The sequence below is a fragment of the Mitsuokella apri genome, from assembly GCF_047974105.1.
GTDB lineage: Bacteria > Bacillota > Negativicutes > Selenomonadales > Selenomonadaceae > Mitsuokella.
This window is the reverse complement of sequence record NZ_JBHYRS010000006.1, coordinates 95,803-116,336: the sequence shown is the minus strand read 5'-3', so window position 1 is coordinate 116,336 and position 20,534 is coordinate 95,803. Positions and strand designations below refer to the sequence as shown.

Here is a 20,534-nt window from a genome sequence, read left to right as displayed (position 1 = left end):
CCGTACTTTTTAAACTGGCACAAAATGATGTGCTAAGTGGCACATCATGATGTATTCTCTGGCATCTTTTTCCGGTATCATAAAAGCATCGAAAGCAACAATACAGCGACAGAGATGACAGGCACGAAAGAAAAGCCTAAAATAAAGGAGAATGCGAAATGACGAATACAGCTTTACTTACGGGATCTTACGGCGGACTCGGCACCTGCCTTGCAAAAATTCATGCAGAGCATGGCGGCGACCTGATTCTTGTCGGCCGCAGTCTGGAAAAACTGGCGAAACAGGCAGAAGAGCTTCGCAGCCAGTATCCCATCACGGTCGAAACGATTGCCGCAGACCTCTCGAAGCCGGAAGCAGCACAGGAAATCTACGATACCTGCCATAAGCATGGCTGGACGGTTGATTATCTCATCAACAACGCCGGTTTTGGCGGTCAGGGCGATTTCACGCGGGAGCGTACGATGGCAGAAGATATGGCGATGATTGCCGTGAACATCGAGACGCCGACGCGCCTGATGAAGCTCTTCCTGCCGGACATGGTACAGCGCGGCGAAGGCCGTGTGCTCAACGTCAGTTCGACGGCGGGCATCCTGCCGGGCCCTCTGCAGGCTGTCTATTACGCAACAAAAGCCTATCTCACGAGTGTCTCGAATGCCATCTGGCGCGAGCTCAAGGACACGGGCGTCACGGTGACGGCCCTGCAGCCTGGTGCCATGACGACGGGCTTTGCCAAGAGAGGCGGCCTTTCCGACACGAAAATGTTCCAGAATACCGTTGCCCCGATGCCGGTAGCCCGAGACGGTTATAACGGCATGCTTGCTGGCGAGCTCAATGTCCTGAGCGGCCTGCCGGGCTATCAGAAACCGATGATGAAAATTGCGCCGATCCTGCCGAAGAAAATGATGATGGACATGGTCTACGACCAGCAGAATAATAAAGACTGACAATCTGCCAAGAGGCAGCTCTGTCAGCCCTGAAATAGAGGAACGTATATGAACCATTTTATATTAGATGGCAACTACAAGGCCATTCTCAGCGCCCTGCAGCTCGATGCCACCGAAATCCTGCGCCGCGCGGGACTGCCGGAAGATACGTTAAACCACAAGACCATCACGATGACGGAAGCGGGCTATTACCGCTTTCTAGAGGCCATTGGCGACGCCCTTGGCAAGGAGGCACCTCTGCTGCAGCTGGCGTCCAAGGAGCAGATTGAAACATTTTCCCCACCGATTTTTGCCTCCTGGTGCAGCAAAGACGGCGAGGCCTGCATTGAAAGGCTCTCTGCTTATAAAAAACTTATCGGGCCGATGAGCTGGCGCGTCACCAAGGATAAAGAACAGCTCACAGTCACCATGGAAGCAGGCAGTCCGGAGCTCGAGCTCCCTTCCATCCTCGTGCAGTCGGACTTTGCCTTCCTCATCGGCATGCTGCGCCGTGCCTCAAAAACCGATATGCATCCCCTCAAGCTGCAGGTGAAACATCTCCCTGCCAGCCACGCTTTGTCCGACCTCGCGGGCATTCCCATCCAGCAGGGCGAGGAAAATGCCATTTCATTTCGTTTGGCAGAACTGCACAAACCTTTTGTCAGCTTCAATCCGGCCATGTGGAGTTATTTTGAGCCCGAGATGAACAAACGTCTGGCCGAACTCACGGTGGATGATTCCATGTCGGCAAGAGTTCGCAGCGCCCTGGCCTCGATGCTGCCCGGCGGCGCTTACGGCATCGAAGAGGTCGCGGAAAAGCTCGGCATTTCCAAGCGGACCCTGCAGCGCAAGCTCAGCGAGGAAAAGACAACCTTCCAGAAACAGCTTAGCAGCACCCGTGAGACTCTCGCGATTCACTACATTTGCCATACCGATATGAGCAATCTCGACATTTCCTTCCTGCTCGGCTACGCCGAACTCAATTCCTTCCTGCGCGCCTTTGTCATTTGGACCGGCAAAAGCGTCAGTCAGTATCGCCACGACCACAACAAAGAAAACTGAAAACGTCCAGCACTGGACTTTTTCAGCCTTTTCAATTGCGATAGTCGCAGCGTTCGCACTGCGTCATGACGTTTTCGCTGTCTTCCTTATAGAACAGGCCCGACCAGCGGCAGATGCTCTGCAGGATTGGCACGACCGACTCGCCCTTTTCCGTCAGCGAGTATTCCACGCGCGGCGGGATTTCGTCGTAGGATTTGCGCACGATAAGGTCATCCCGAATGAGTTCCTTGAGCGTGGCCGCCAGTACGGCGTCCGTGATATTCTTCATCTCATTACGGATGCCGCTGTAGCGCAGCGTCTTCTTGGCCGCGAGCACGCAGATGACGCGCGACTTCCATTTGCCGCCAAATACATGCAGGCCGTATTCGAGGGGGCAGCGGATATCTTCTTCCAATTTCTTCTGATACATGATAAGTCCTTCCTTCGAATTTTGAATTTCAAGTTTCGCGCTTTTTACGTTCTTCCTTCATTATAGGTCGGTACCCATATTTTCTCCATATGCTCTGAAATTAAATAGTGACTTATAAATTTCGCGATATCTTCAAAATGACGAGAAGCCCTGCTATGATAAGTGGCGTAAAGAAAATCTGCTGTCACTCTTGAAGGAGGAAGTTTTCATGTTAAATGATGAAGTCAAAAAACTTTTGAATAGTTCTCTCTGGGACCTCGCTACGGTCAGCCCCGAAGGCGAGCCAAATGTTGTACCGGTTGCCTTTAAAGACATCACGGATGAAGGCCATCTGCTCATCGGCGACGTTTTCCTCGAGACGACGCTGAAGAACATCAAGGCCAACGGCCGCATCGCCGTCTCCGCTTTTGACGGTCCACATCTCACGGGTTATCAGATCAAGGGCCATGCCAAATACATCGAGAGCGGTGCTGTCGTAGACAACTTCAAGAAAGTCGTCGAAGAGATGTTCAAAGGCGCGGTTACGGCCAAAGGTGCTGTTGAGATCATTCCGGAAAAAGTCATCGTCACGACGCCGGGTCCGGACAACAAGAAGGAACTCTGATTCCCCTTCTCTCTCCTGAATATCCTGTCTAAGATACATCCTCATGATTATGCTGTCCAATGCATTCTGGGCAGCATTTTTTGTTGCTCAAAATATAATTAAAAAGGCCGCGAAACAGGATGCCCCTGTCCCGCGGCCTTTTGGCCGATTATAAATCATACGTCAGAATTGCCGGGAAGCACGTTTTATTGCGGCGGCTGCAGCCGGTGCAGTTGCGGGCGATATTTGGCGAACTATCCCAATCCTCAAGATGCCAACCGATTTTCTCGTAGTACTTCGGCACCTTGCCGCTGCACCAGAGCTTTTTGACGCCATGGCGGCGCGCCTCGTCAAAGACAATCTGCTGCAGGCGGCGTCCGTAGCCCGAACGGCGATGGTCCTCACGCACGCCGAGGTCACCGAGCGTATAAACGCCGTCGCGAATCTCCAAGGTTGCGGCAGCCAGAAGATTGCCCTCTTCATCATCCACGCGCCACATCCTGACCATCTGGATATCCGCGGGCACTTCGGCACTCGGCTCGACCTCCATGCCGCAGTCATGGAAAAACTTCGTCAGGGTCAAATAATCCTTCGTCTCGTAAACTCTCTCTGTCATAAAGCAGCCTTCTTTCCTTTGCTCAAATCCATGTAACGTCTATCATGATAAGAGAAAAACTGCGGAATATCAATTTACTAATAAATTATTGAGTAACTAATTCTTTCCAATTTAATTGGAAAAATCACTCCATAGAAATCGAAAAAGTCCAGTACTGGACTTTTTGCCATATTCACGACACAAAAAGGCGGCTGCATGAGAAAAAACTCATACAGCCGCCTTTTTAACGGGATGCTTCGGCCTGTCCAGTGAGGACTGCGAAGCCTATATTTTACGGATTACTGATTATCCTTCGGTGCTTCTTTCAGCGTGACGTCGACGGTCTTTTCGCGGCCGTTGCGTTCAATCGTCAGGGTCGTGGTGTCGCCGACTTTATGCTCGGCAATCTTGGCGCGCATGTCGTTGACGCTGTTGACTTCAGCGCCGTCGACTTTGAGGACGACATCGCCCTTCTGCAGGCCGGCTTTGTCAGCTGGGCTGCCTGCAACGACCTGGAAGATATAGATGCCCTGTTTGATATTGAGCTGATAGCCGTAGCGGGCTGCCGTCTGCTGGTCGAAGATCGAAACGCCGAGGTACGGACGGGCGACATAGCCTTTGGCCATAATGGCATCGACGATGTTCTGGACCGTATTCGACGGGATGGCGAAGCCGATGCCCTCGACGCCGTTCGCAACGATTTTCGCGCTGTTGATGCCGATGACCTTGCCGTCCATGTTGACGAGCGCGCCGCCGGAGTTGCCCGGGTTGATGGCGGCATCCGTCTGCAGGAGCTTGACGCGTTCATCGCCATCGCCGAGCGTGCGGTTCTGGGCACTGATGACGCCGTGCGTTACCGTGCCCTGGAACTCAAGGCCCATCGGGTTGCCGATGGCAATGACGGACTCACCGACGACAATCTGGTCCGAATCGCCAAAGTCAGCCGTCGTCAGATTGCCGTCGTCGACGCTGACGACCGCGAGGTCCGTGAGTTCATCCGTGCCGACGAGCGTGCCCTTGAGGCTGCGGCCGTCGGCGAGCGAGACGATGAGCTCGCTGGCGCCCTTGACGACATGGTTGTTCGTCACGATGTAGCTCTTGCCGCCGTCATTCTTGAAGATGACGCCCGAGCCGACGCCCTCGCTCTGTACCGGATTGTTGAACCAGTCGCGCGCCACGGCCTTATTCGTGATGCCGACGACAGCCGGACCGACGGCCTTTGCGGCGCGGACAGTCGGCGTGTTGCGGGCATCCGAGAGATTATCATAATTGGCTGCCTGCTGCTGTGCGGCGGACGAACTGCCCGAGGAACTGCTGCTTGAGCTTGAAGACGAGCCTAAAGAGCAGCCCGCAAATGTCGCGGCCGACAGGGCCACGGCCAGTGCTACAGCCAATTTTTTATTTTTTTTGCTTTGGAGCAAATTAAAGAACGATTTCATAAAGAACCCCTCCATCCATTTTCATCAGTCTCTTCATCCTGCCCTGCCGGCAGCCGAAGAAGGGGCTGTTTTCTGCCACATGTATAGTATAGCTTATTTTGACTGTGATTTCTGTCATCATGGTGACAAAAATAGAATTGACATTCCCTTAAAGAAAAGGATACGATTTCTTTAGGGAAACAAAATGAAAAAGGGTGAATTTTGCATGGAAGAAACGAAGATTATCAAAAAATACGAGAAAGTTCTCGCGGCCTGCCCGCTGCTCATGGGGATTCCGGCCAGCCAGTACGAAGAAGCCCTGACTTTTCTGCACGCCAAAGCCGTGCATCTAAAAAAGCACGAAATTCTGCAGCAACTCGACGAGCCGTTCCGCTATGCCGGCATCGTCCTTTCCGGCAGCATCGAGGGCTCCTTCATCAACGAAAACGACGCGAAAATCAGCATCAACCGCTTTGACGCAGGCAAACTCTACGGCGAGGCCCTTGGCTGCGTGCAGCCGCCGCACAGCCCGATTCAGCTCGAAGCCCTGCGTGACAGCATCGTCCTACTCGTCGACCTTTCGGCCATGCATCAGGAAAAAGCAGCACTCACGGGCATCCAGTACCACCTCGCAATGAACCTCATCCACGGCCTCGCCCGTCAGAATATCTACCAGAATTACAAGGTCCGCATCCTGAGCCAGAAAAAGCTGCGCGACCGCATCGGCATCTTCCTCGGCGGTCTGCCGCACGCAAAAGACGGCTCCGTCCTCGTCAAGCTCACGACGACGGCCATGGCCGAATTCCTCGGCGTCAACCGCAGCGCCCTGTCGCGCGAACTCGGCCTCATGCAGGATGAAGGCCTGCTGCGCATCGAGGGACGGCGCTTCTTCCTGAAACACGATTAACCAGAAGAGATAAAAAAGGCGGGAACCGCTTGGGGATTGCGGTTCCCGCCTTTCTATTGGAGAGAGAGAAAATTGAGGGAAGTTTATTATGGAATCAAATGGCTATTAGCCATTGATTGCAATGGTATGACCAGCTGGGCGCGTCTCGGTCAGCTTCGGCATATGGACGGTCAGAACACCGTCTTTGTAGTCGGCCGTGCATTTCGTCTCATCAATATCATCGATGTAGAACGAACGGCTCATGCTGCTCTGGCTGCGCTCGCGGCGGACATAATTGCCCTTTTCATCTTTTTCATCATCGGACTGCTCATTCTTCGTGGCAATCGTCAGGTAGTTATTATCATAAGTCAGGGAGATATTTTCCTTCTTCAGGCCCGGCAGCTCAGCCATGAGGTCGTAGCTGTCCTTATTATCCTTGACATCGACTTTGAAATCCGGCGTATGGAAATCCTGCATGAACGGCTCATCAAAGGCATTCATGAGGCGGTCAAATACATTGTCCTCTTTCTGAAGATCGTTATTGGAAACAAATGGAACCAAACCAAACATAATCAAAAACCCCTTTCAGCGTCTCGATGCTGCCTGAGCGTTTGCTCAGGGGTGAATCAAAACCATTTGTTCATCGTGCTGAGGACTTTGGACCTTGCTTTTTCTTTTCTCAGGCCCTTCATCCTCGCTACAATTCTTATTATACTCATATTGGTCAAAAAGTCAATAAGTCAAAAAGAAAAAATAAAAAAGAGAAGCCGCCGCGGACTTCTCTTTTTTTATCTGGTATGCTATTTTCTTGCCCTTACGACTTGCGCGGATGTTTCTTGTCCTTATACATCTCGCCATCGGCTTCCGTGATGATGGTATCGACATTCTGGACTGGCGTAGTCTGGACAGCCGCGCCAAAAGCCATGCTGAGATGACAATTCTTAAACCGGTTCTTCATATGACGGATGAGTTCTTCAGCCTGTTCTTTGTCCATATCGCTGATGACCATGAGAAATTCATCCCCACCCATGCGGAAAACATTGCCCGTGCCGACCATTTCCTTCATGAGATTGGCCGCCATGCGGATGGCTTTATCCCCGGCCTTATGGCCATAGTGGTCGTTGATGTACTTGAGTCCGTTCATGTCGCCGAAAATAAAGGCCGTCTGCCTGCCGGCAGGCAGGTTCATCGCGTATTTCAAGAAGCCTCTGCGGTTCTGTGTGCCCGTCATAACGTCAACGTAGCTCATCTGACTCAGGCGATGTACGTTGTCGCGGTTGCGGATCAGGATGGACAGGAAGCGTGTCAGCGTCGCCAGCAGCGGACTTGCTTCCTTCAGGATTTTCTCGGAAGGATTGACGATTTCCGTATAGCCGATGGACTGACCGGCAAAAATCAAATGACCGGAAATGAAACTCTTGAGTCCTTTCATATGCGGTTTTGCCCTGCCGTATTTATGAAGAAACTTATCCACGTCTTCAATGATGGCGATTTGGTCCGTGTTGAAATTGTCATAAATGAACTGTACATCCTCACGCGGGATATGCTGCAGCTCCGCTTTCGTTGAAGGAATGCCTTCACGGCACCATTCATACGTATTGCTGACGGTGTCATCCGGCATTTCCTCAATAATATCGGCTTTTTCACATTCGAGGATTTCGCCGACACGGGCCAGCATATTCTGGATGCCAAGCGAAGGATCTTCCTCGCGCAGGCCGATTTCAATGGCATCGTTGACGGCCATTTCCTTGAAGAGAATCTCGTTCTTCTCAATTTCATTTTTCATATACTGATGGAGATTCGTCGCCATTTCAAGATGACAGTTCCTGCCGCGCCACGGAACGAGGATGTGCTGGATGAGATAGTCTCTCCCGAGTTTCCGATTATGATATGTGCGCGTATAGAAGCGGTCGCGTCGCAGCATGGACTGCGGGCAGTCCGGGCAGGGATAATCAAGGCCGCAGAGTAGTTTATGGCAGGTCATGCCGCGATAGTCAAAGTCTTCCGGCAGGCCAAGGTCACGCAGACCTGCTTTGTTGACATAAAGCAATTCATTATTGTCAAGACGGCTCATCATGACATTCTGGTCGCTCGTATCAAAGGCTTCACGGTCAAAGGCAATGCGGTCGCCCACGTAAATGGACTGACCGTACCGCTGCTGTTCTGCCTCGTCCAGACGTTCATAAAGGAGCTGCAGGAGTCCATTGAGATTGCCCGCTTCCGAGCCATAAGCCGCAGACCACTGCAAATACAGCGTGATGGAATGCCCACGGACTTCACGGATACCATGAATCTTATTCGCCAGGCGCAGCAGACGGTCATCAAGCCTTGCTTCTTTTTTATACTTCATGAACAGCAGGTATTTCCCATTGCCAAGATAACCGATGACATCGTCAAGCGTGCAAAGCCGCTCCATCATGCGGCTGATCCTGGCCAGCAGGGCTTCATATGTCTCATGACCGTAAATCTGCGCGGTTTCATTGAGTTTCGGAACATGAAACAAAATACAGATAAAGTCTTCCTGCTTCCGTTCGTAATTGCCATAATACTCTAAGCCAGCCAAAATTATGCCGCGGAAACCGGCAAGACCTGTTTCCCGATTAATCAAACCGAGCTTCATGTCATTTTCGTAGGCACGTTCCTCCTGATCGAGGTCCTCGAAATAGCCCATGAGGCCAATGATCCGATTGCCTCGATAAAGTGGTACCTTTGTCGCGCGAATGGTATGCAGACGGCCGCGGATGATGCATCTGCCCAAGGCCCCATAGGAAGAAATGCCATTCTGCAGGACTTTTTCTTCGATGTTTTTATAGGGTTCAATATCCACGTGCCAGCCAATGTCTTCATCCGTCTTGCCCAGGATAGACGCCTCATCGTGAATATCGTAATAATCGAGAAAGGCGCGGCTGGCCCCCACAAATCTCCTTTCAGTGTCCTTCCAAAAGAACTTGATCTCCCGTGAATTCTTAATAGTATGAAAGACCGTAGACGGGTCAATTCTACTGCCGCCTGCGACAGGAAGTGCTGCTGCAATGCCAAAGCTCTTGAGAAAATGGGGCAGCACGTTTTCCCGATCCTTAATGCGTTCCATAGGCGCATCCTTGATGCAAAACAGGATATTCCCTTCGGCAGTCTGGCCAAGAGCCAGTGCATCAAATTCCTGCCAGTAATAATTCCCATCATCGCGGCGGACGCGGAACATGCCGACGGCAAGAGAGCGGCCCGACTTTTGTGCCTGCCTGTAGAGAATCCGCGGCGCGACCCAGGAGAGGAACCGCTGTCTGTCATCCGGATGGATGTACTCCTCAAGCGTCATCCACTGCCGGCGGGAAATCCTTTTTCCCGTCAAGCCGACAGCATGAAGCGAGCTGATGACCTCAACTTCATCCTTGCTGCCGCGGTACAAATAAAAGCCGTCATAGACCTGCAGCAGATAATGAGAGATTTTATCGAGCCTGTGTGTATTGCGGAACGAGCTGTCAAATGTAATATTATAGAGCTCCGCCTTGCCCGTATGCATGCCGGGACCGCCGGCAAGCATCTGCACCTTGATTTTCATGTACTGGCCGTTATACACATACGTCAGGACTTCTTCTTTCCCCGTTTGGATGGACGTATCCAGAAGCTCTTTGAACTGACGCAGGACCGGTGTTTTGGTGAGCTCCATGACCCGCCTGTTCCCATGGATCTTTAAGTTTACCGTAGAATACAGAACTTTTCTGAAGGCGCGGTTTTCCCAAAGGCTTTGTGCCTTATCTTTGCCATCGTACCAGAATACAGCGACCGGAAGATCGGTCATCACATTGATAAGACCGGCCTTTTCCATGACCATTGCTTCCGTCGGTTTTTCTGAAATCAATTTCTGTTCATAGCAGAAACGGTGGCAGGCTTCATAAGGCAGCGGTTTGGCATAGTAATACCCCTGAATCTTCTCGCAGCCAATCGAAGCGAGGAAGTCTGCCTGCTCCTTCGTCTCCACACCCTCAGCCAGCGTATGGATGCCGAGATTTTTGGCCATGAGCACGAGCGAACGAAGGATTTTTCTGCTTTCCTCATTGAAGTGCTTCTGAAAAGACATATCGAGCTTGATTTCGTCAAACTGAAAATGCTGCAGCACATTGAGTGAGGAATAACCGCTGCCAAAATCATCGAGCCAGCATTCATAGCCAGCCTTGCGGAAGCGCTGGATTTCCATCCGGAGCTTTTTCCCGTTCATGGCCAATGTCGTTTCTGTAATCTCGATGCGCAGAAGGCTGCGCGGCAGCTGGTAGCGCTCGACGATTTTCTCGACTTCAGCCACGGGGTCAAGGCTGTCAAAATCCACGCGCGACAGATTGACCGAGATGGGCAGGAGCGGGCGCTGATTCTCAATCTGGAAACGGATTAGTTTCGCTACCTGCTCGATGACATAGAAGTCAAGCTTTGGTATCAGACGGGATTTTTCGAGCACAGGGATGAACTGTCCGGGACTCAGAAGCCCTTTCTCAGGGTCTACCCAACGGGCCAGAGCCTCCACGCTGCAGAGCCTTCCCGTCAGCGTACGCACGACGGGCTGGTAAAAGACCTTGATATAGCCTTTTTGCAAGGCCTGCTCAAAATTACGCAGAATGTAAGCGGCTTCAGCAAGATGCTGCCCCATATCCTCCGTGTAGATGGCATAGACGCGGCTGGCATCCTGCTTGATGGAATCGGCCGCAATCTTGGCCGCATCAAAGCTCTGACGCGGATTGACCTGTTTTTTCAGCGCCAGATTTTCATACAAAGTAATTCCTGCTTTAAGAGCAACCGAAGGATCATCATTTTGGGCACGAAAATCATCAGACAGTGCCAATAATTTCTCTTCAAGATCTGCCCGTTCCGCCAGCATGGCAAAATTATCCGCCGAAAGATGCGCCATGAGCGTCTCAGGAAATTGCTTCCGCAGGCATTTGGCCAGCTTGCGCAGGAGCTCGTCGCCTGCCTCCAGACCATGATTGGCATTATACAGTTTAAAATTCGTCAGATTGATATAAACCGGTACATGACGTCCGAGTATCCCTTTTTCCTTATCCACGGCTGCAACGGCCAAAGCCCTCTTGTAAAAAGCATACCGTCCGATCAGGCCTGTGATATGGTCCGTTTCCAAGGCCTCTTCGCGTATGCGGTTTGGCATGATATGCAGCGACCACACCGGGCCATACTGCGGATCCTCGATTGGGGATAACAGCACTTCGAGCCGGCGGAAATGACCTTCCTTGGACCGCACTAAAAAATGATACAGTTTCGGGTCGTCCTCAACATCTTTGGCCCGCCTTGCGTACATTTCTGCCAGCGGCACGTATGCATCCGCTTTCATCATACCGCGGTAAGTCCCGCCAGTCAGGGCAAGGAACTCCTCTTTTGATGCACACTGGTACATAGTACAGACTTTGTCATTTACGGCTAATATCTTTTCTTCTGCATCCTTGGAGATCAAAACCACGCCGCCGGGGAAAAGATTCATGACCTCTTCTCTCGATGCCTCGTTCTTCCTGTTCATGCCAACCAACCATCCTATTGTCAAAACACCATCGTGATCATCTTTCTTACGTCTATCTGCCTTGCTTATTTGACAGTTTCAGTTTATTACAATTTGTTTTGCTTGTAAACGGTCAATAGCGGCAGCTGCCAAACACCACAAACTGAAAAAGTCCAGCGCTGGACTTTTTCATCTTTTTACATCGGTCAGTCCTTCTCATTCTGTACGGTTTCAAGGAATTTCTGCAGGGATTTCGTGTCACTGTGCAGCATCTTTTCCGTCAGCCGCTGCAGCGATTCAAACTCCCCGCGCTTGAGTTTCGTTTCGACAAGTGTTTCGGTCATGGCCGCGAGGTAGCGCGTGACGATGCCCTTTTGCTTACATTTCTTGAGTGACTCCTCATATTCGTGCATGAGGATATCGTAGTCGTGGCTCGTCACATGGCGGTATTCATACGTGGCCGACTGCTTCGAGTCCTCAGCGATGGTATTCATGGCCTTAATCGCGTTGTTGAAGTCCTTGTTGTAAAGCTTTTGGCTCAGGCTGTCAACGCGCTGGTTGAAGGCCTTCATGGCATCTTCAAAATGGCGTACATTATAATTGAATTTGCTGATGACACGCGATTCCGAGAAAATTCCGCGCTCGCCGTCGCGCAGGCTTTCTGTGAGCTCTTTGACTTTCTCCGCATTCTCCTGTAATTCTGCCAGAGACTGGCCGTACGCGGCAAACTTTCCCGCAGCATCCGTCTCCTTGAGCTCCTTATCAAGATTTGCGACATACTCATTGAGACGGCCGATGTATTTTTCGATTTCCTCGAGCCCCTTCTGGTAGTTGATGACCGACTCGCAGACATGGGCGAGGTCTTCTTTTGTATCAAATGACATAGTGCTTTCCTACTTTCTTCTATCTTCTGTGCTTGCATGAATTCCTGCATGGATTGATGCATATATTTGTGCTTTTTTGCGCTCTTGTCTAATTGTCAGGTCAGCGGCCATAAGTCAGCGGCTGCCGCGATGGCTTCGCCGGCCTTTTCGATGGCGGCTTCTTTCTGCCACGTCCATTTGGCAAAGGCTCTTGTAAGGAACGGATAATTTTGCAACGCTTCATACAAAGCTGTATAGAAATGACTGCTCCTCACTTCGCCGTATTTGTACTGCCAGGCTTTCTTCGCCTGAAGGACAAAATCCTGCATGCCCCTGCCCGTCAGGCAGAAGGCCGCCAAAAACTCGGGGCCTTCTACATCCGGCCGCGTCAGCATGGTCTCGGCAGCATTTTGGCGCGTGCGGCCGCGGTTCGACCAGTCGGGGGCGAGGCCCGCATACGACTGCAGGGCCGCCTTGTAGTCGCCGTGACTTTCTTTGACGCGTCCGCGGCAGTAGGCAATCATATTCTCGTCCTTGCCTTCGGCCGCGTAAATGCTCAGGGCCAGCTCGTACTGGCCAAAGTTCAGGGCATTTTCGGCCGTCTCCATGCGATTTTCATCGGTATTTTCATGGATGCTCTGATAAAGATAGCCGAGCCACGTCATCTCGCCGTAGTCGGCCTTGCCTAAAAGGTCGTCCGTATAATCGATTAGGCCTTCAATCGCGGCATCTTCGAGGAATTCATAGAGCTTCGTGCCCGGCTTTGCTGCCTCTTCGTAGATGATCAGACAGGCATTGCCGCGCGTCGCGCCGACGTAAAAATACTTCCACGCGAGAGCCGGATTGTCGCGCGTCTCCGATAGGATGTTGTAGAGCAGCACCGAAGGATACTCCATGCCCTTGCAGTGAATGATGTCCGTCACGGCATCCTCGGCTGTCAGCGGGAAGTCCTGTTTCGACGGCGAGCCGGCAAAGGCAAAAATCGTCTGCAAGTCACTCGCGGGCACTTTGCGCCAAAGGTCATGAATGAGGTGTTCGCGGTTTTTGTCACTCGCCATGACCCAGACAGGCTTCATGCCGCTCGCCGTCATTGGCGGCACGGCAATTTCCTTCAGCTCATCCTGACGCAGCGTCAAAAGGCCCCCTCTGCGGAAATACTGCACGAGATAATTCTGAAACTCGATGATGCTGCGGCTCGAACGGTAATTGTAATGAAGGAAGCGCGGCCTCAGGCCCATCTCTTCAATTTTGCGGCCCTGTGCGCGGTCGTAGTCGTTCGACGCCGTGCGCATCCAGCCCTCATCGAAGTACGTCGGCTGCACCATCTGGCAGCGGTCCGAGGCCATGCGCTTGCGGCGCGTGCCGTCGAGCAGATGAAAAATCGCCAAAAGCTCCATCTGCGTGAGGTCCTGACATTCGTCGACAAAGACTGCACCGTATTTCTTGACATGTCTGCGCTTTTTCCGCAGCAGCAGCCTTGCCATATCATTGTCATCAAAAAGCCCGTGACGGTGCAGATAAGCCTGATACTTCTCATAAACGCGGTAAAGCGTCGTCTCCCAGAGCACCGTACTGCGGCTGGCCTTCTTTTCCTGCTGCAGCCGCTTCTGATACTCGTTCTCCGAAAGATTCGGCCGAATTTTATCAAGTCGGTGATAATCGACATCCTCGGGCACGGCTCCCTTGATAATGCCGTGAATCTCGCGCCAGGCCGAAAGCCGCGTCATTTCCTCCGTCTGGCTCGCAAAGGCCTTGTCCTTATGATTCCAGAACTGCGTCCAGTCGACCTCGGCCTGCCAGAAATTGACGAATTCAGCAAAGCTCTGCGCGGCGTTTAAAAGCTTCTGTTCCGGAATCTGCGGATAGGCTTCCTTGACTTCTGCGCGTAAAAAGTCAAATGTCGTGCGGATTTCGGCTTTTGAGGGCAGGGAACTGCCCTGCTCCATCTGCTCTTTGTCAAAGGTGAAGGCAAGCGTATAGGCGAGGTTTTCCGACATTGTCAGATAGAGGGCATCGTGATGCGGCTCTTTGAGTTCCTCGCGCAGCCATTTGAGGCCGACGACCGACTTTCCCGCACCGGCATTGCCGATAACCGAGAGATTCTCGGCTTTCTCCGTGCTCTCGATGATGGCCTTCTGGTCCTCATCAAAGACAAAATGCGTCGGCGTCGCGAGGTAATCGCCGAGCGAAATATGCTTGCGTTCGCCCTTTTCCTGCCACGCATCGAGCTGATGCAGAAAGTCAGCCGTATCGTAGTAGACATAGCCAATGCTCTTGCCGCGGATTTTGCGAATATCGGCCATCTGCCGGTCGTGGCTGCTGAGTGCCAAAAGCGTCAAAATGCCGTCCTTGTAGACCATGCTCAGGCGGTGATCGCCGATGCGCCGTTTAAACACGCGTTTTCCATGTGCGCCTGCGACCATCTTGAAGTCGTTGCCCGCAGCCCTGTGCTCGCCATTGAAAATGGACTGCATCTTTTCAAGACGCTTGGCAAACGTCCGCCGAAACCGCTCCTGATACGCGGCCGGCACATGACGGAAAATATGCTTGTCAAACTGAATGCCGCGGAACAGCTCGACATGTTCCTTATGCTTTTTCGGCACGCGCAGTTTGCCCGCTGACTTTTCGGCCGTTTTTGCAGATGCTGATTTTTCCCTGGGTTCTGAACTTTCTTTCCTGCTTTTCCCTATGTCACTTGCCTCAGAAAAAGCGGCCTCTTCTGCCTCTTTTCCATTTTGCAGACCCTGTTTTTCTTCCTGCTCGCCCTTTTCTTCTGCTTTTTCTGCGGCAGAGCCGGTCCTTGCCGCAAGACTGTCCTGCTCGTCTTGAGAAACTTCGTGACTTTCGTCGGACTTGTCGGACTCTGTCGGCTGTTCCTTCGTTTCGGACTCTTCTGCAGGGCCGAGCTCTGCTGCTTCCTCACCGCGGAAAACCTTCATCGCATATTCCTGCCACTTCGGCTCTGTCAGAATCCTGCTGGCATCTTCCTGGACGGCATACTCCGCCTCATAGCGGACGCGCTTGAAGATATGGAACATAAAGGAGCGGATTTCACCGCGCACATTCTTCCTGCATTTCACAGGGAACAGTGCGTAGTACTTTTCAAACAGCGCCTTCATGTAGACAGCCGAACCGTCCTCCATGAGAAAGTCATAGATTTCTTCATAAAGGGTCTTTTGCGGGTCGATAAAGCCCGTCAGATGAAGAATCGCCTCGGGCACAACGCCATGATACGCCGCGATTTCCGACTCGCGTTCCTGACTCACGGGCACGGCTTTATACATGCGGTTCTTGTATTGATGAAAGAGAGCCGCAATCTGCTCCGCCATTTCCTGCGTGCGGGCCGTGGCCAGCAGAAAATGCATTTTTTTGCTGACATCGTAGACACCGTAAGCCGGCCATGTCTCATTGAAAGCAGCCAGCGTCTTCTCTGGTACATTCTCTCTGTCCAAAATGACAAACGGCCGGTCCGGAAAAGCACGCTGCAGAAAAGCGCGGATGATTGCCGCTTCTTCGGGATTGCGGAAACGCGCGCACTCTTTCCCTGCGGCCTCTTCCTTTAAAAGATAAGCAAGCGGCCTGTTCGCGCGGACCTCGGCCTCAAGGTCCGGCCCCCAGTGATAGACAACGCCCTCTTCGGTCATGGAGGCCTGTCCCCGCTCCATAGCGTCTGCCAGCCGTTTCAGGTCCGCTTCGATTTTTTCCGTCACTTCGGCCTGTCCGCATTCACGCTGACAATGAAGTGCCCGTTGCCAAGCGACAAACGGCTCTTTACAGGCATCGACCTCATCATCCTGACGCAAAAGAGTCACAAGCGGCGAAGCCGCAGCCTCCGGTGGGGCCTCGCCAATCTGAAACCGCAGTCCGTAAACCACGAGATAAAAGAAATCCTTCGCGTAGGTGCAGATATTGGGATTGGCCTCAATGACTTTCGCCTGCTTCAGACGGCCGAGCGGCTGCGACAGATATGCAGGAGAAACCTGCTGCTGCTGACGGCTGTACGCAAAGAGCAGAGCTGCCGAAGCCGCAAAAAGATACGCATCCGCAGGAGTCTGCAGGGGGCAGTGAATCAGCGCCGTATAAGCCTGCATGGCCTCAGGCTCCGTCAAAGGCAGTTCTTTCTTCCTGCCTTCTGCATGGTCACCGGCAAAATACGCACGCTCCCCGGCCAGTACCTCCTCAAACAGCTGACTTTTATCGACAGCAGTAGCATCCTGACTGTCTGGCTGCGATGCTGACAAATCCGACTTTTCCTTGCCGCTTTCGTTTACCTCCTGCTTATTTTTGCCGCCGTTTGCCTGATTGATATAATTGAGACGTTTGAGGTAATGGCTGTTCTTGGCCTTCGGTTCGGATTTTTTAGGCATATGCGCAAAAATATCGTGCAGCAGCAGCTTGTAGCTCGAAGGAATCATCTCCTGATGAAGCAGGGCATTCGTCAGCTGCTTATGCGTACGAATTTTTTTGCTCTGCTGCTCCGTAAAGAACTGCAGACGGCTGATGATATCGACTTTCTGCGCATTCGCATACGCGAGAAAGTCAGCCGTCTCCCTGCGCACGCCGGCAAGTTTTGCCTCTGTAAAATTCTCCGCTGCCTGCTTTTCCTGACTGAGCTGACTTCCAAGCGGCATGCCCTTTAAAATCTGCAGCAGATAAGCGCGGCTGTCCTTAATGAGACTTTCCGGACGTGCGGCATGATTTCCCTGAACGGATTTTTCCGTGCTGTCTGCCTTTTTTGCCGGCACGGCCGCTTTTACCAGCTTCTTAAGTTCCGCCATATCATCCTTGATATGAAAGTCACTCTTATCCTTTTTGTCCGCCGCCTTTTTCTTCTGTTCCGCTTCTTCCCTCTGTTTGCGCAGCCATTTTTTCGCGGCCGCCTGACGGGCTCCTTCTTTCAGCTCGACACCGCCATGAATATCCATATGAAAATAATCTTCCAGCATGCCTTGCAGATTGGAACTGCGCAGATGATTGACCGCAATCTCCTGCTTCTTCATTTCCCTGCAAACGACATAGCGCTTCCAGATCATCGCGGCGACTTTGGCCAGATTTGATGACAGCTTCATTTCTTCCACATGATAAGCAAAGGCGTTCTCAAGGTCAGAAGGATTTTGATAATGATTCCGATAGCGGTTGAGCCAACGCGATAAAGAATCATAGAGTTCGTTTTCTTTTTCATCCTGCCCCTTGGCCGGCAAAATGTGTTTTACGAGTTCCTTCTCTGCGTCCGATGAATTGACGCCCTTGCAGTCAAGCCAGCAAAAATCGTGCTCCGGCAGTTCTGCGCGCACAGCCTGTTCCACGAGAAGATGCGTCTCCTCATCGTAGCAGCGGCAGATACGCAGACACTTCCCCTCCGTCAAATCATAAAAATCCTGCATGAACTCCTTGGCAATGACGTCAGGATTCATCCGGCTGCAGATATAACGATACGTCGTCAGCACGAGCTCCTCAAAATACGGCCAGACCCTCTTCGGAAAAAACGGCTGATAGCGTTTGACGACTTCATCCTCATCCTGCAGCCCGCCGGCCGCAATCCATTTTTCCAGATTATCGCGCACAGAACGGCTCCAGCCGGCATGTCTCGCCAGCTGCTCCCGTTGAAAAAATGTTTTTGCCCCCTCGCTTAAACCGCGCAGAGAAAGGTCATTCGTCACATCAAGCGACTTGCCGATTTCCGCCTCAATTCCCTGCTCCAACAGTTTCCGTTTAATGACTTCGGCATAGTGAGGATTCACGACCTTCGCGACCATCTTGACGCCGTCCGTCGGAAATCGAAAAACCTCCATCTGCAATTTTGCCAGCCACATAAACCCACTTCCCCTCATATTCTTGTTCGCCGTTTTTTCCAGAGGCGGCACCTCTTTTGCGCATCTTCCTGCAGGACCATTTACTTGTTTCGTCCGCACGTTTATCCTCCTGCAAGAAGACACACTAATTTCTTTTTTAAGTCTTATAAAACAATTTCGACTCAAGATACCGTTTTCCCTGCCAACACAAAAAAGCCCCGCAAAAATGCGGAGCTGTAAGGATATAAATAAGTTTCGTCAAGCAATCCAACTCAGAACGCCAGACCATTATCCTTGGCCAATTCATTTACTTTTATCTTCCGGCAGGTACTTCTCTCGGAACGCCGAGAGCGTCAGCTGATGCATCTGCAGGAGTTTTTCTGCTTTCTCATCCATGCCATCCGACAAATATTTTTTCACCTGCAGAATCGTGTATGTGCCCAGCTCATTCGATTCTTTGACGGCGTTGTCGAGGATCTCGTATGTCGTTTCCACGCGTTTCGCGGCTTCATCCGGCTCCGCAAAAATGCCATGCTTGAGATCCGCTGCTTCCGCTGCTTTCTCATGCTGCCGCTTTTCCTCCGCCTTCTTCGCCGCGACGCGCGCCTGCTCCCTTCCGGCCTCATCGTTGCGGATGCAGGAAATCAGCCATCCGCCTAAGGACGTTTTGTTCTTGCGGTACTTATAAGCATAGCGAAGATTCGCGTCCAGCAAAGAAAGCGGATAATCCTTGATGAGCTGCCGCGCCATCTTCTCCGTGACATTCCAGCGGTCAGGATTCATCAAACGAGCCAGCATCTTCTGCGCTTCGTCATCAAGTTCCTCAGACTGAGCAGGACGTTCTGAAATAGGCACTGCCTTTTGCTTCGACTTTTCATAGAAGGTAAAGTCAACACCGACATGAGCCCGCCCCCCTTGCTTGTAATAAGCATATTCTACCGTGATGTCTGCTTTCTCATTGATTTCCTCAACAGCGACTTTGATGACCCGACTTTTCAGATCCGTCGTCTTCTTCTGATAAGACTGTGGCAGCTCCAGTATCTTACATAACTCCTGAAATGTAAATCGTGCATGTCCTATCTTGATCCGATTTTTGAAAATCATATAGAAGCGAGTACTATAGACATGCGAAAATGCGATTAAGCTTTTTAAGTCGGACTTTAAGAATCGTTCCCGAAGCTGCAGAAAATGAGGACAAAGCCGTTCATCGAGTTTAAACTCGACATAGGCACAGTCGCTATCTCCATCTTTTCCCGTGACATACTCACACGACTGAACCCAATGGGAGCCATACCACCCCGAGCCATCGCGATGCTGCAGGATAATAGAACGCGTCAAAAGCTTCTTTATGACATCCTGCAATTGCCAATATCCGGACTTGGCATTGAAGCCGCACGCATCTGACAGGGACTTTGCATTGATACGGTTCACCGTAAAATTTTCTCTTGTGGTATCGATTTGGGCAATAAAATTCAGGATTACCTTTTGTTCTGCCAATGTGAGCTTGTAATTTGCTTCGACTAGCTCATTTGATTGACGAACTAAGGCACGTTCGTCAACTTTCTTAATCACTGTATCAGCCATCGCTTTCACCTCTTAAAGATATTCTACCTGAAGCTATGAAACTTTTCAAGGCTTTCATAGTTTCATGGCAATATCCTGAAGATCTTTATCTGCGACACTGATACCGCAAATTTTTCATAGGTTCAAAGAGGCACCGAATATTTTTTATGGGCTGACGCATTTTTTTCATAGGTTATCACATCTTTTTTTTTATTTCACAGTCGGACAATAGTCAGATAATAGTCGGATTATCTTAGATTTCAAAGCTCATCCGGACAACCGCAAATTTTTCATAGCTTCGAGGATAGAACCGCAAATCTTTCATAGGTTCGACCGCAATTTTTTCATAACTTTACCGCAAATTTTTCATAGGATGACCGCAATTTTTTCATAAGTTAGGTCCTGAAACCCGCGCCATTACTAGCTTCCAGCGCTCCGACATATATATACATATGTTACATATAATAACAACAACAGGGGAGAGCCCCCTCGCTTCGCTTCCCCCTGTTATTGTTCAATCTTCAATTTCTCTTATTTTTGAGTCCGACTAGTCATCACCCTCCGAAACATCATGCGAAGAGTCGCTAAGCTGGCACATCTTTTTTAGACGGCAGCAACCTGAAGTTTCAAGTTAATTGCCTGCATGAGCTTGACGAGCGTATCCAGCTTTGGCGTCGTCTTAAGGGTCTCAATGCGGGCAACCGACGACTGCGGCAGTCCGCAGCGTTCAGCCAGCATGCGCTGACTGATGCCGAGCTCTTGACGCCGGCGAATGATAGAAGAGACGATATCGGCTACTTCTTCAATTTCTTCCATATTACGGCGTTCTTCCTCGCTGACTGATTTGACATGCGTTTTATAATCATCCCACGTTCTCATGGTTGTGCCTCCTACAAACTACAAAGATAGCAGTTCAAAATAGAAAAATAGCCAGCTCCATGGT

Annotated in this window: 13 protein-coding genes; 4 read left to right on the top strand and 9 right to left on the bottom strand. The window is 51.3% G+C overall.

Annotation, left to right across the window (positions count from 1 at the left end; genetic code table 11):
- Positions 1–158 precede the first annotated feature (158 nt).
- Positions 159–944, top strand: coding sequence for an SDR family NAD(P)-dependent oxidoreductase (locus ACE419_RS09045; protein WP_435721784.1), 786 nt, complete (start codon positions 159–161; stop codon positions 942–944).
- Between the two features lie 48 nt (positions 945–992).
- Positions 993–1,985: an AraC family transcriptional regulator gene (locus ACE419_RS09040; RefSeq protein WP_435721783.1), complete on the top strand. Its 993-nt coding sequence runs from the start codon at positions 993–995 to the stop codon at positions 1,983–1,985.
- 31 nt (positions 1,986–2,016) lie between these two features.
- Here the strand turns inward: ACE419_RS09040 and ACE419_RS09035 are convergent, their stop codons facing one another.
- Complete coding sequence (locus ACE419_RS09035) at positions 2,017–2,394, bottom strand: winged helix-turn-helix transcriptional regulator (RefSeq protein ID WP_432646940.1); 378 nt, start codon at positions 2,392–2,394, stop codon at positions 2,017–2,019.
- A gap of 208 nt (positions 2,395–2,602) precedes the next feature.
- On the opposite strand from ACE419_RS09035, the gene ACE419_RS09030 reads away from it, so the two are divergent.
- Positions 2,603–2,998: a pyridoxamine 5'-phosphate oxidase family protein gene (locus ACE419_RS09030; protein WP_435721782.1), complete on the top strand. Its 396-nt coding sequence runs from the start codon at positions 2,603–2,605 to the stop codon at positions 2,996–2,998.
- A gap of 148 nt (positions 2,999–3,146) precedes the next feature.
- Here the strand turns inward: ACE419_RS09030 and ACE419_RS09025 are convergent, their stop codons facing one another.
- Together ACE419_RS09025 and ACE419_RS09020 are read right to left on the bottom strand one after the other, a co-directional pair.
- Positions 3,147–3,593: a GNAT family N-acetyltransferase gene (locus ACE419_RS09025; protein WP_435721781.1), complete on the bottom strand. Its 447-nt coding sequence runs from the start codon at positions 3,591–3,593 to the stop codon at positions 3,147–3,149.
- Positions 3,594–3,871: 278 nt separating this feature from the next.
- On the bottom strand, positions 3,872–5,011 hold the full coding sequence (locus tag ACE419_RS09020) for a S1C family serine protease (protein WP_435721780.1): 1,140 nt from the start codon (positions 5,009–5,011) through the stop codon (positions 3,872–3,874).
- A gap of 205 nt (positions 5,012–5,216) precedes the next feature.
- Here ACE419_RS09020 and ACE419_RS09015 point away from each other — a divergent pair, with 205 nt between their 5' ends.
- The gene (locus ACE419_RS09015; protein ID WP_435721779.1) at positions 5,217–5,897 is read left to right on the top strand and encodes a Crp/Fnr family transcriptional regulator; all 681 of its coding nucleotides are present in this window, start codon (positions 5,217–5,219) and stop codon (positions 5,895–5,897) included.
- 105 nt (positions 5,898–6,002) lie between these two features.
- Here ACE419_RS09015 and ACE419_RS09010 read toward each other — a convergent pair whose 3' ends face one another.
- The 6 genes from ACE419_RS09010 to ACE419_RS08985 form a co-directional block, all read right to left on the bottom strand.
- The gene (locus ACE419_RS09010; RefSeq protein ID WP_432646945.1) at positions 6,003–6,446 is read right to left on the bottom strand and encodes an Hsp20/alpha crystallin family protein; all 444 of its coding nucleotides are present in this window, start codon (positions 6,444–6,446) and stop codon (positions 6,003–6,005) included.
- A 244-nt stretch (positions 6,447–6,690) separates the two neighbouring features.
- Entirely contained in the window at positions 6,691–11,394 is a 4,704-nt protein-coding gene (locus tag ACE419_RS09005; RefSeq protein ID WP_435721778.1) for an EAL domain-containing protein, read from the bottom strand.
- A 185-nt stretch (positions 11,395–11,579) separates the two neighbouring features.
- The gene (locus ACE419_RS09000) at positions 11,580–12,257 is read right to left on the bottom strand and encodes a hypothetical protein (RefSeq protein WP_435721777.1); all 678 of its coding nucleotides are present in this window, start codon (positions 12,255–12,257) and stop codon (positions 11,580–11,582) included.
- A 95-nt stretch (positions 12,258–12,352) separates the two neighbouring features.
- Entirely contained in the window at positions 12,353–18,049 is a 5,697-nt protein-coding gene (locus ACE419_RS08995) for a UvrD-helicase domain-containing protein (protein ID WP_435721776.1), read from the bottom strand.
- Between the two features lie 282 nt (positions 18,050–18,331).
- Positions 18,332–19,612 carry a replication initiation protein gene (locus ACE419_RS08990; RefSeq protein ID WP_435721775.1) on the bottom strand — a complete coding sequence of 427 codons (1,281 nt, stop codon included), beginning with the start codon at positions 19,610–19,612 and terminating at the stop codon, positions 18,332–18,334.
- A gap of 582 nt (positions 19,613–20,194) precedes the next feature.
- A complete protein-coding gene (locus ACE419_RS08985) occupies positions 20,195–20,470 on the bottom strand; it encodes a helix-turn-helix domain-containing protein (protein ID WP_435721774.1) in 276 nt (91 codons plus the stop codon).
- Between the last annotated feature and the right edge of the window lie 64 nt (positions 20,471–20,534).